This is a genomic window from Nocardiopsis potens DSM 45234, assembly GCF_000341105.1.
Taxonomy (GTDB): Bacteria; Actinomycetota; Actinomycetes; order Streptosporangiales; family Streptosporangiaceae; genus Nocardiopsis_A; species Nocardiopsis_A potens.
The window spans coordinates 127,653-139,631 of the sequence record NZ_ANBB01000027.1 but is presented as its reverse complement, the minus strand read 5'-3'; the positions used below and the strand labels follow the sequence as shown (position 1 = coordinate 139,631).

Annotated in this window: 9 protein-coding genes and 1 pseudogene; 4 read left to right on the top strand and 6 right to left on the bottom strand. The window is 76.2% G+C overall.

Annotated features, from left to right (window positions below):
* Positions 1-1,607: 1,607 nt before the first annotated feature.
* Positions 1,608-1,946 (top strand): DUF6204 family protein, encoded by a 339-nt coding sequence (locus tag D459_RS0111025; protein ID WP_017593065.1) that lies wholly within the window; start codon positions 1,608-1,610, stop codon positions 1,944-1,946.
* A 249-nt stretch (positions 1,947-2,195) separates the two neighbouring features.
* Here D459_RS0111025 and D459_RS0111020 read toward each other — a convergent pair whose 3' ends face one another.
* Positions 2,196-2,846, bottom strand: coding sequence for an NAD(P)-dependent oxidoreductase (locus D459_RS0111020; protein WP_017593064.1), 651 nt, complete (start codon positions 2,844-2,846; stop codon positions 2,196-2,198).
* 161 nt (positions 2,847-3,007) lie between these two features.
* On the opposite strand from D459_RS0111020, the gene D459_RS0111015 reads away from it, so the two are divergent.
* Positions 3,008-3,484 carry a winged helix-turn-helix transcriptional regulator gene (locus tag D459_RS0111015; protein WP_017593063.1) on the top strand — a complete coding sequence of 159 codons (477 nt, stop codon included), beginning with the start codon at positions 3,008-3,010 and terminating at the stop codon, positions 3,482-3,484.
* Between the two features lie 204 nt (positions 3,485-3,688).
* Positions 3,689-4,039: pseudogene (locus D459_RS36870) on the top strand (SAM-dependent methyltransferase); the annotation flags it as partial.
* 102 nt (positions 4,040-4,141) lie between these two features.
* Here the strand turns inward: D459_RS36870 and fahA are convergent.
* The 5 genes from fahA to D459_RS0110985 form a co-directional block, all read right to left on the bottom strand.
* A complete protein-coding gene (gene fahA / locus D459_RS0111005) occupies positions 4,142-5,365 on the bottom strand; it encodes a fumarylacetoacetase (RefSeq protein ID WP_017593061.1) in 1,224 nt (407 codons plus the stop codon).
* Positions 5,366-5,524: 159 nt separating this feature from the next.
* Positions 5,525-6,406: a hypothetical protein gene (locus D459_RS0111000; protein WP_017593060.1), complete on the bottom strand. Its 882-nt coding sequence runs from the start codon at positions 6,404-6,406 to the stop codon at positions 5,525-5,527.
* Positions 6,403-7,605: a homogentisate 1,2-dioxygenase gene (locus tag D459_RS0110995; RefSeq protein WP_017593059.1), complete on the bottom strand. Its 1,203-nt coding sequence runs from the start codon at positions 7,603-7,605 to the stop codon at positions 6,403-6,405. The genes D459_RS0111000 and D459_RS0110995 overlap by 4 nt, the downstream gene beginning before the upstream one ends.
* On the bottom strand, positions 7,580-9,265 hold the full coding sequence (locus tag D459_RS0110990; protein WP_017593058.1) for an FAD-dependent monooxygenase: 1,686 nt from the start codon (positions 9,263-9,265) through the stop codon (positions 7,580-7,582). The genes D459_RS0110995 and D459_RS0110990 overlap by 26 nt, the downstream gene beginning before the upstream one ends.
* Before the next feature lie 23 nt (positions 9,266-9,288).
* On the bottom strand, positions 9,289-10,248 hold the full coding sequence (locus D459_RS0110985) for an MBL fold metallo-hydrolase (protein ID WP_017593057.1): 960 nt from the start codon (positions 10,246-10,248) through the stop codon (positions 9,289-9,291).
* Positions 10,249-10,652: 404 nt separating this feature from the next.
* Here D459_RS0110985 and D459_RS0110980 point away from each other — a divergent pair, with 404 nt between their 5' ends.
* The gene (locus D459_RS0110980) at positions 10,653-11,909 is read left to right on the top strand and encodes an AI-2E family transporter (RefSeq protein WP_017593056.1); all 1,257 of its coding nucleotides are present in this window, start codon (positions 10,653-10,655) and stop codon (positions 11,907-11,909) included.
* The last annotated feature ends 70 nt before the right edge of the window (positions 11,910-11,979 follow it).

The following is an 11,979-nucleotide window of genomic DNA, read 5'->3' as shown; positions in this document are numbered from 1 at the left end:
AGCGCCTTGCCGTCAAGTGGTCGCTGCAACGAGGAACCCGGGGAAGGCCGAGGGGCGGGGAGGGAGACCGGCCAGTCGGTCAGGCGCGGCACCCCACGGGGTGAGGGTTCAAACCGGCAGCGACGGCGGGAGGGGGACACCGGCCGGTCGGTCGGGTGCGGCGCCCCGCAGAGCGAAGGCCAAGACGAGCGGCAACGGCAGGGGCGTGGTCGGGCGCCTCACCCGGGTGCGGCGCCTCACGGAGCGGAGGTTCAAGCAGGCGGCGACGGCGGGCAGGGGACCGGCCGGTCGGTCGGTCCGGCGCGGCACCCCGCAGAGCGAAGGCCAAGACGAGCGGCAACGGCAGCGGCAGGGGCGTGGTCGGGCGCCTCACCCGGGTGCGGCGCCTCGCGGGGCGAAGGTTCAAACGGGCGGCGAAGGCGGGAGGGGCCGGGCGCCGCGTTCACCGGCCAGGCCCGGCACGCGCCCCCGCCAAGGGCGGGTTATATCCCGTATGACGGGTTTGCGGCGGGGATCGGGCAGGGGCGGGGGTGCCCTGCACACCTCCACAGCACCCCGATTACATCTACCAGCGAGTAGTAAGCCTCGAAGCCCCCACCGCCCCCTCCCCGATTACCCAGAGTGGCCAGGGTGGGCCCTCCCGGCAGGACAAAAGCGACATCTCACCCCCATCCCTGCTCTTCCCTGGTTCCGGCCCCCTGCTTTGCTGCCTTCCGAGCGCCTCGAACCCCTCACCACCAGGCCGATCAAGGCGATTCGGGCCTCCCGGGGGCCGATCCGGGCCGGGATGCGCGCCCGGGAATCACCGGAGTGCTCTCGCGGTGCGCAGGGCACCCCACACCACCATCACCCTGCGTATTCACCCAGGTCAGAGAGGGGTAGCGGTTTCAAGACCGGCCGGCCCCGACGCCCGGGCGACGCGGGAACGGCGACCCCGCCCCCTGCCCCACCTCTGCCGCCCCACCCTGCCCCGCCGCGCCGGACCGACCGGCCGGTCCCCCACTACCGCCTTTGCCGCCTGCTTGAACCCCGGCGTCGTGGGGCCCGCACCCGGGCGAGGCGCCTGACCCCGCCCCTGCCGCTGCCGTCGCCGCCTGTTTGAACCTTCGCTTCGCGGGGGGCCGCGCCGGACCGACCAGCCGGTCCCCGCTGCTGCCTTCGCCGCCCGCTTGAACCCCGGCCCCGTGGGGCGCCGCGCCCGACCGACTGGCCGGTGCCCACCGCCGCCGTCGCCGCCCGTTTGAACCCTCGCTCCGCGAGACGCCGCACCCGGCCGAGGCGCCCGACCACGTCCCTTCCTCCGCCGGCGCCGCCCGTTTGAACCCTCGCTCCGCGAGACGCCGCACCCGACCGACCGACCGACCGGCCGCCCCCTCCTCTCTCCTCTCCTCTGGTGTGCGGTGTTGCAGCAGACGCTGGAAACCACCCGCTCTGATAGGGCCGCAGCGTCGAGATCATCGGTTCGGAGGCGTCCCGCGACGGCGGCCCCTGGGGACGCGGCGTGTCGGGCCGTAATCGTGTTGCCTTCCGCGCGGGGGGTCGGGGAGGCTCTCCTCTCGGGCCGCCCCGAGCCGCGGCGGCCGACGCGATGAGGAAGGAAGGCGCGCATGCAGACCTACCGGGCGACCGTACGCGGACGCTTCGACGGACTCGGCGAGGAGGCCCGCGCCGCGCTGCTCGCCGCCGCCGACGAGCACGACATGTACTCCGCCGCCTTCACCGAGGCCGGCACCCTCACCTACGACCGGGCGCTGTCCTGGTTCTCGTTCCGCTGCGAGGTGCGCGTCTCCCCCGAGGAGGGCGCGGAGGCCGCGGAGGAGCGGGCCGGGGCGCTGGCCCGCCGGTCGGTGGCCGCGTTCGGCGCCGGCCACCGCGATCTCCGCTGCGACCTGGTCGACATGGACCAGATCAAGGTCCACCGCAAGGTGCGCTCCCGCAAGGCCTGACCGCCGGAGCTCCGGGCGGCCGGGCCCGGCCGCCCCTCTCCTCTCCTCCCGGCCAGCCCCTCGGACCACCGGTGGCAGGGAAAGCGCGGGGGGACGCCCCGCCTCCTTCCCGACCTGCTTTCCGAGTGGAGGCCGCACCGCCCCCGCCGCCCCGCCGCCCGGCGGGGGCCGACCGGCCCCGCTCCGCCCTCTTTCCGGCGACCTCGGCGGCCCGGCGGCTCTGGTGGTCCCGGCGCCCCCGGCGGCCGGTCAGTAGCCGACGGTGAACCGTTCGCCGATGTGCGCCGGGTGCTCGATCTCGTCGAGGAGCGCCACCGCGTAGTCCTCGGCGCTGATCCGGCTCTCCCCCTCGGCGTCGGCCACCAGGTCGTCCAGGGCGGTGCGGTAGGAGCCGGTGCGCTCGCCCGGCTCGATCAGCGCGGCCGGGCTGAGGCTGGTCCAGCGGACGTCGCCGACTCCGCACAGGAAGTCCAGGGCGTCGCCGTGCGAATGCATGATCTCCAGGAGGAAGTCGGGGAGGCCGGGGGCGTCCCAGACCCGCTTGCCGTCCGGGGTGCGCAGGCTGCCCGCGCCGCCGACCGCGATCAGCCGCGGGGCGTCCGCACCGAGCCGGCGCAGCCCCTCGACCAGGGCGCGGGCGGAGGGTCCGATGAGCGCGCGGTGCCCGGCGCCGTCGCCGCCGCCGACCGCGCTGACCAGGACGTCCTTGCCCTTCGCCGCTTCGGCGACCGAGGCCGGGTCCAGCACGTCGCCGGTGGCGACGGTGAGCCGCTCGTCGGTGCGGGTGATCTTGGCCGGGTCGCGCACCACCGCGGTGACCCGGTGCGAGCGGCGCAACGCCTCGTCGAGGATGCGCGACCCGATGGTGCCGGCGGCTCCGAAGACGGCGATGTCGGCCATGGTTCCCCCTTCTCTCGTGCGCCGCCGGTGCATCGGCGGCGCTCTCCCGCGGGCGGCGGTTCCGCCCGTCGTGGACCGACCTTACACTAACTTATGGTTAGTACTAACTAAAGGAGAGTGTGATCACCGGGGCCGGACCGGCGGGCGGTAGGGTTCAGACCGTGAGCACCACCCCTCCCGCATCCGAGGACGCCTCCCCCGCCGAGGCCGCCGGCGAGCAGGCCGGGCACTTCGAGGACGTCGCCTTCGACGTGTTCCAGAAGCGCTGCCCGTCCCGGTCCGCGCTGGAGCACGCCACCGCCAAGTGGGCGGTGCTCGTCCTGAGCGCGCTCACCGAGGGCGAGGGCGGCGCCCGCTTCGGCGCACTCCGCCGCCGGGTGGACGGCGTCAGCGAGAAGATGCTCTCCCAGACGCTGCAGACGCTGGAGCGCGACGGCTTCGTCGACCGCCGGGTGCTCCGCCCGATCCCGCCGCACGTCGAGTACTCCCTGACCCCCCTCGGCCGGGAGACCGCGCGCCACCTGCTGGGCCTGGTGGACTTCCTGGAGGGCCGGATGGACGAGGTCGTCGCCGCCCGCGACGCCTACGACCGCGCCCGCGACGGCGGCGGCGACCACCGCGGCGACGGCGCGGACTGACGCCCGGACGGCCCGCGGCGCGCCCCGGCGGCGCTGTCCGGTAGCGGCCGGGGCCGGGCCCTCGCTCCGTCGGGGCCGGGCTGGTCGAATGGGCCCCGCAGCCGACCGCGACGCAGAAGGCCCCATGGACGACGCCCCCGCCCCCGGAGGCACCGGTGCGGAGCCCCCGCCGGGGTCGACGCCCGCACCGCGCACTCCGCCCGGATCTGGAACCACTGGCTGGGCGGCAAGGACCGCTACCCGGCCGACCGGGAGGTCGGCGAGCAGATCAGGGCGGCGTTCCCCGGGATCGCCGCGGTGGCCCGCGCGCAGCGGGCGTTCCTGCGCCGGACGGTGATCCACCCGGCGGCCGAGGCGGGGATCCGGCGGTTCCCGGACCTCGGCACCGGGCCGCCGGCGCACGGCGACACCCACGAGGTGGCGCAGGCGGTCGCACCGGAGGCCCGGGTGGTCTGCGCCGACAACGACCTGATGTTCCTGGCGCACGCCCGCGCCCTGCTCACCGGCTCGGACGCGGGCGCCGCCGACCACCTCCACGCCGACCTGCGCGCCCCGGTGGACGACTTCGGCGGGGTGGGGCGCAAGCCCTGACCCCGCCCCGGGCGGCCCCGGGTCCGGCTCCGTCCGCCGGGCCCGGGGCCTCGAGCCGGCCGCAGGTCAGCCGCGGGCCGGGACCACCGTGCCCGAGACCTCGCCGAAGTCGATCACGGCGCCGTCCGGGCCGGGCGCGGTCGCGGTGATGGCGACGGTGTCGCCGTCCTCCAGGAAGGTCCGCTCCGTCCCGTCGGGCAGCCGGACCGGCTCCTTGCCGCCCCAGGACAGCTCCAGCAGCGACCCGCACTGCTCCCTCCCGGGGCCGCTGACGGTGCCCGAAGCGTAGAAGTCGCCGGTGCGCAGCGAGGCCCCGTTGACCGTCATGTGCGCCAGCTGCTGGGCCGGGGTCCAGTACATCCCGGAGAACGGCGGCCGGGACAGCAGGTGGCCGTTGAGCCGGACCTCCAGCGAGATGTCCAGGCCCCACGGGTCGCCCTCGGCGTCGCGCAGGTACTCCAGCGGCTCGGGGTCGCGCGCCGGGGGCGCGGTCCGGGCGGCCTGCAGCGCCTGCAGCGGCACCACCCAGGGCGACACCGAGGTGGCGAAGGACTTGCCCAGGAACGGGCCGAGCGGGACGTACTCCCAGGCCTGCAGGTCCCGGGCGGACCAGTCGTTGACCAGGAACGCCCCGAAGACGTGGTCGGCGAAGGAGGCGACCGGCACCCGCTCGCCCTGCGCGCTGGGGGCGCCCACCACGAAGCCGACCTCGGCCTCGATGTCCAGCCGCGCCGACGGGCCGAAGAGCGGCGCCGCGTCGGAGGGCCGCTTGCGCTGGCCGACCGGGCGCACCACGGGCGTGCCCGAGGGCACCACCGTGCCGGCCCGCCCGTGGTAGCCGATCGGCAGGTGCTTCCAGTTGGGGGTGAGCGGCTCCTGCTCGGGGCGGAAGATCCGGCCGACGTTGGACGCGTGGTGCTCCGAGGAGTAGAAGTCGACGTAGTCGCCGACGGTGAAGGGCAGGTGCAGCATCACCCCGGCGCGGTCGGCCAGGTGCGGGCGGATGTCGCCCTCCCGGGCCGGGTCGGCCAGCCACTCCTGCACGGCGGCGCGCACCTGCTCCCAGACCGGCCGGCCGGCGGCCAGGAGCGGGTCGAGCGACGCCCCGGAGACCGCGCCGGCGAACGGCGCGCCGAGCGCGCGGGCGGCGGCGCCCAGGTCCAGGACGTGGCCGCCGATCGCCACCCCGACCCGCCGCTCGGACCGGTCGGGGGTGCTGAACACCCCGTAGGGCAGGCAGGACGGGCCGAAGCGGGCGTCCGGTGCGATGTCGAGCCAGGTGTCGGGCACGTGGTGTCCTCCGGGTCGTGGATCGTTCTCAGGGGTGGTCGGTACTCGGTCGGGATCCGCGGCGGTGCCGGACGGTACCGCCGCCCGGCCCCGCGCCGAACCGGGCGGGCCGCCGGCCCCGCCGCCCGCCGGCGGGGCCGGCGCCGCGCCGGGTGCGGGTCAGCCGGGGGCCTCTCCGGGCGGGGCGGGGGGCGGGAGCAGGCCCAGGGCGGCCAGGTCGGCGAGGGGTTCGGTGACGCTGCAGGTGCCGAAGCCGGTGAAGGCGGTGCGGATCGCCGCGGCCCGGGCCTCCTCCGCGCGGGCCGCCGCGGCCAGCACGGCGCCGTCCCGCTCGGCGAGCACCCCGGCCAGCTCGGGCGCCGAGGCGCCGCGCAGCGCCGCGCCGGTCGCGGCCAGCACGTTGAGGAAGCCGTGGTGCTCGAACCCGGTCCCCGGGTCGGTACGGCGGACCGCGTTGTGCAGCCCGGCGGTGCACTTGAACGGCGTGCCGCCGGCGACCGCCGCGTGCACCGCGGCGGCCAGCTCCGCCTCGTCCGGGAAGGCCCCGGAGGTGGTGCCGCCGGTGCGGAACTTGGCGCGCCGGCCCTGCTCGGCGACGGCCTCCAGCAGCGGGCGCGGGTCGGTGCCGCGCGGCACCTCGACGTAGCCGGCGACCCCCGCCGGCAGGGCGCGGGCGAGCGCGGCCGCGGCCCGGACGACCGCCGCCCGCGGGTCGGCGCCGGGCCCGGCCGCCAGCTCCACCGCGGCGACCCGGGCGCCCTCGATCCGGCCGGCCCGCTCCAGCGCCGCCTCCAGCGCGGCGGGGCCGTCCGGGACGGTGACGCCCAGCTCCAGCGGGGCGCCGCCGCCGTCCTCGGCGGCCAGCACCCGCTCCAGCTCGTCCAGCCGGGAGGCGGCCACCACGAAGACGCCGAGGTGGCCGGCGTGCGGCCCGGCCAGGTGCGCGCGGTGCGCGGGCACCGCGCGCGCCATCGGCGCCTCCCCCGGCGGGAACAGGGCGGCGTCGTCCAGCAGGCCGGCGAAGAGCGCGGGCGCGCTCATCGGGCCGGCCCTCCGCCCGCCCAGGTCCAGGCGTAGCCGGGGTCCTCCGAGGCGGTGCCGCCCTCGCCCAGCTCCAGCGGGCGGAAGGTGTCCACCATGACGGCCAGCTCGTCGAAGGCCTGCACGCCGACGCTGCGCTCGTAGGCGCCGGGCTGCGGGCCGTGCGAGTGGCCGCCGGGGTGCAGCGAGACCGAGCCCTGCCCGATGCCGGAGCCCTTGCGCGCCTCGTAGTCGCCGCCGCAGTAGAACATCACCTCGTCGGAGTCGACGTTGGAGTGGTAGTAGGGCACCGGGATGGACAGCGGGTGGTAGTCCACCTTGCGCGGCACGAAGTTGCAGACCACGAAGTTGTGCCCCTCGAAGACCTGGTGCACCGGCGGCGGCTGGTGCACCCGGCCGGTGATCGGCTGGAAGTCGGCGATGTTGAAGGCGTAGGGGTAGAGGCAGCCGTCCCAGCCCACCACGTCGAAGGGGTGCTCGGGGTAGGTGTAGCGGGTGCCGGAGATCCCGCCGGGGCCGTCGCCGCGGTGCTTGATCAGCACGTCGACGCCGGTGCCCTGCATCAGCAGCGGCTCGGCGGGGCCGCGCAGGTCCCGCTCGCAGTAGGGGGCGTGCTCCAGCAGCTGGCCGTAGCGGGACAGGTAGCGCTTGGGCGGCGCGATGTGGCCGTTGGCCTCGATGGCGTAGGCGCGCAGCGGCTCGTCGCCCTCGGGGACCCAGCGGTGGGTGGTGGCGCGCGGCAGGATCACGTAGTCGCCCGCGCCGACCTCCAGCTCGCCGAAGACCGTCTGCACCCGGCCGCCGCCGGACTCGATGTAGACGCACTCGTCGCCGATGGAGTTGCGGTACAGCTCGGAGGCGGCGCCCGCGGCGACGTAGGAGATCCGCACGTCGTCGTTGCCGAGCACCAGGCGGCGGCCGGTGACGGCGTCGGTGTCCTTCCACTCGTCGCCGAACAGGGCGTGCAGTTTGAGGTGGCGCGGCGCGAGCGGGGCGTTGCGGGTGCGCCGCTGGTCGGGGACCTCCCACTCCCGGGCGTCCGTGATCGCCGAGGGGATGTTGCGGTGGTACAGCAGCGAGGAGTCGGAGGAGAAGCCCTCCTCCCCCATCAGCTCCTCGTAGTACAGCCCGCCGTCGGGGTTGGGGTGCTGGGTGTGCCGGGTGCGCGGGACCTCACCCAGCCGCCGGTAGTACGCCATCGGTGTTCTCCTCTCGGGGGGTGCTCTGCCGGGGGACGCCGGGCGCCGGGTGCGCGCCCAGCGCGGTGCGGACCGCGGCGGCCACCGCGGCGGGGTCGGCCGCGTCGACGACGGCGGCGATGTGCGCGTCCGGGCGGAGCAGCCACGCCTCGCCCGGTTCGGGGGCCAGGGCCCGGGCCAGTACGCCGCCGGCGTCGGCGGCGCCGAGCGGGAGCACGGCCACCGGCGCCCGGGTGGCCGAGGCCGCGGCGGCGCGCACCGCGCCGGGGTCGCCGGGCTCGGCGACCAGGAAGGTCAGCCCGGCGCGGGCCAGGGTGCGCAGCCGGACCGGGTCCGCCCGGTCCGGCACCCGCACCGGCGCGTCGGGCACCAGCACCCCGGGGCAGGGGTCGGGCGCCTCGCCGCGCGGCGGCCGCCCGCCGAACACCCGGCGCGGGTGGGGGGTGGTCAGCGGGGATTCGGTGTACCAGAACGGTTCGGCGAGCCGGCCGGAGTCGACCTCGGGGTAGGCGGCCGGGTCGTGCAGGGCGCGTTCCAGCACCGCGGCGCGGTGCTCGGCCTCCTGCGGGCCGGGCGGCACCAGGAACCGCATGGTGGCGGAGGTGATCTCGGCGTTCTCCCCGGCCGCGGCGGCGCGCTCGGCGTGGTAGCTCTCCAGCAGGGCCTCCTCGGGGCCCCACCCGGCGGCGGCGAAGGCGATCTTCCACGCCGCGTTCTCGGCGTCCTGCACCCCGGAGTTGAGGCCGCGCGCCCCGAACGGGGCGACCAGGTGGGCGCAGTCCCCGGCGAGCAGCACCCTGCCGACGCGCATCCGGTCGGCCACCCGGGTGTGGAACCGGTAGACCGAGCGCCACACCACCTCGTAGGGGCGGTCGCCGATGATCTGCCGGATCCGGCGGTCCAGGCCGCCGCCGGCCTCCTCGGCCTCCAGGTCGAACCCGGGCGGGACCTGCCAGTCGATGCGGAACACCGACCCGGGGCAGGGGTGGATGAGCACCTGCCGGCCGGGGTTCCACACCGGGTCGAAGTAGAACCGCCGCTCGCGCTCCCAGCCGGGCAGGTCGGCGCGGATGTCGCAGATCAGGAAGCGGTCGTCGTAGCTGCTGCCGTGCAGCTCCACGCCGAGCGCGTCGCGCACCGCGCTCCCGCGGGCGCCCAGGCAGGCCAGCGCGTAGCCGCCGCGCAGCCGGACCTCGCCGCGCGGGGTCTCGCAGACCGCGGTGACGCCGCCGGGGTCCTGCTCGATCCCGGTGAGGCGGTGGCCCCACCGGACCCGGACGCCCTCCTCGGCCAGCCGGGCGTCCAGGATCTCCTCGGTGCGGGCCTGGGAGATGTTGACGAACGGCGGCAGCGGGCTGGCGCCGCGGTCGTTGAGCCGGGTGGCGAACAGCTCCCGGTCGCGGTAGAAGGTGCGGGCGGTGTCCCAGGTCAGGCCCTCTTCGGCGACGGCCCCTGCGCCGGCGGTGTGCCACACGTCGAGCACGTCGCGCTGCTGGACGATGGCCTTGGAGCCGACCGGGTCGCGCTCGGGGGCGCCGTCCACGACGACCGGCTCCAGGCCCCAGCGGGCCAGCAGCAGCGCCGCGGTCTGGCCGACCGGGCCGGCTCCGAGGACGAGGACGGGCGTGCGCATGCCCGGGGGGTGCGGTGGGTTCGGCATGTCACTCCTAGCCTTCCTCGGGGTCAGCCCTGGAGCCGGTCCCAGACCTCGCGGTCGCGCTCGGCGGTCCAGATGACCGGCCGCTCGACGCCGGAGAGCTCGTCCCAGAGCCGGGACACGTCGAAGGGCAGGCAGTGCTCGAAGATCGGCCAGTGCCCGTAGTCGGGGGCCAGCGCGGCGTGCGCGGCCTCGAAGGCCTCCTTGAGGGTGCCGCCGCGCTCGTGCACCCCGCCGACCTGCTCCAGCATCACCCGGAGGAAGCCGCGGGTCTGCTCGATGGCGGCGTCCACCGCGGCGCGTCCGCGGGTGACCGCGCCGCGGCCGCCGACCAGGGTCTCGGCCTCCAGCGCGGCGACCCGGTCCAGGGTGGCGCCGGCCCAGTCGCGGTGGAAGGCGTCGCCGGTGTAGAGCGCGGCCTCGGCCTCGACCAGGTCGCCGGCGAACAGGATGCGCCGCTCGGGCAGCCAGGCGACGATGTCGCCCTCGGTGTGGCCGCGGCCGCAGTACTGCAGCACCAGGTCGCCGCGGTCGCCGCCGAGGTCGATGGTCATCCGGTCGGCGAAGGTGACGGTGGGCCAGGTGAGGCCGGGGACCGAGGCGGCGTCCTTGGCCAGCCGCGGCATCCGGCCGAACTCGCTGGCCCAGTCCTGCTCGCCGCGCTCGGCGATGAGCTCGTAGGTCTTCTCGTGCGCGACGATCGACTCGGCGCCGAAGGCGCTGGCGCCCAGCACCCGGACCGCGTGGTAGTGCGAGAGCACCAGGTACCGGATCGGCTTGTCGGTGTGCTCGCGCAGCCGGGCGAGCCACTCCTGGGCGGCGGTGGGGGTGGCCAGCGCCTCGAAGCAGACGAGGAAGTCCTCGCCCTCGACGGCGCCGATGTTGGGGTCGCCCTCGGCGGTGAGGGCGTACACCCCGTCGGCCAGGACCTCGAGCGTCTGCTCCTTCTCGGCGAGGTCGGCCGAGGAGGCGAAGGGCTTGGCCATGGTGGGGACTCCTCCGTTCCCTCCGCGCCGCTTCGCCGGGCGCGGATCGGTCGCGGGCGTGATCCGGACCACGCCTTCGCCCTCACGGTGTCACCGGTCACACCTATAGGTAAAGCACAAGAAACCTCGGTTCTTCATTTGCGGAACTTATAAGGCGGGGCGGGACCCGGCCCCGCCCGGAGCCGCGCGCCGGCCGCCGGAATCCGGGATGATCGGGGGCACGGCCCGCGGCACCGCCCCGGAGCGGCCCTCCGGCGGCCGGGCGGGCCGGGCGGACCGTCCCCGGGGCGCCGGGCACCCGCGGCCCGCGCCGGACGTTGCCGGGGAGACAGCGTTGGAGAACCGATGAGACCGTCCCGCCCGCCGGGGCCGCGCGGCGGGCGGACCGAAGACCGGGGGCGCACGTGAACGACCGCTCGACCCTGCTGCACCGACTGAGCGACGCCGCCTGGCGGACGCTCCTGATCGGCGCGGTCCTCGTGATCCTGCTGTGGGCGCTGGCCTACATCAAGGTCGTGACCATCCCGATCATCCTGGCGGTCTTCCTGACCGCGCTGCTGATGCCGTCGACCAACCGGCTGCGCCGGCTGGGCCTGGGCCGGGGCACGTCCACCGCGGTCGCCTTCCTCGGCGCGCTCATCCTGCTGGCCGGGGTGATGACGCTGATCGTGCAGCCGGCCGTGGCCGGCTTCCCCGGCCTGGTGGAGAGCCTCCAGCAGGCCCCGGACTCGCTCCGCACCACCTTCACCGGCCTGGGCGTCGACCCGGTGCTGCTGGACGACACGATCGACCAGGCAACCGCGGAGATCCTCCAGGCCATCGAGCAGAACCGGCAGCAGCTGGTCACCGGGGTGTGGACGGCCGGCGCCGCCGCCGCCGAGGTGCTGGTCGGCATCATCCTGGTGCTGGTGCTGACCGTCTACTTCGTGCACTCCGGCGACACGCTGATGCAGTGGTGCTCGACCCTGCTGCCCGGCTCCTCCCGGGCCGGCATGCGGGCCACCGCCGACACCGCCTACGGCGTGGTGGGCCGCTACATCCGCGGGGTGGCCTGGGTGGGCCTGATCGACGCGATCGGCATCGGCGTCCCGCTGCTCTTCCTGATCGAGCCCGGCCTGGCGGTCCCGCTGATCGTGCTGACCTTCCTCGGCGCGTTCGTGCCGATCGTCGGCGCCTTCCTCACCGGCCTGCTGGCGGTCCTGGTCGCCCTGGTCACCGAGGGGCTGGTCACCGCGCTCATCGTGATCGGGGTGGTGCTGCTGGTGCAGCAGCTGGAGAGCCACGTCTTCGCGCCGCGCGTCTACGGCAAGGCCCTCGACCTGCCCGGCGCCGTGGTGCTGGTGTCGGTCAGCGCGGGCGCCGTGGTCGGCGGCATCCTCGGCATGTTCCTGGCCACCCCGGTGGTGGCGGTGGTCGCCGGGCTGCTGCGGGACCGCCCCTTCGCCGTGGCCGAGCAGGCCGGCGAGCACCGCGCTGAGCAGGACGGGGAGGACTCCGGCGGCGGCAGGCCCGCCGCGGAGAAGACCGGGGCCGCCCCGGCGAAGGCCGGCGCGCGCGGCTCCTCCCCCGCCGGCCGGGCGGCCGGCGGCGGCAAGGGCCGGAACGGGAAGGCCTCCGGCCCGGCCGAGGGGGAGGCGGACGGCCCCGCCGCCCGGGACTGACCCCGGCCCGCGCCCGCTCCGCCTCCCCCTCGGGGCGGGGGCGGGCGGGCACGGCACCGGGTGCGGGCCG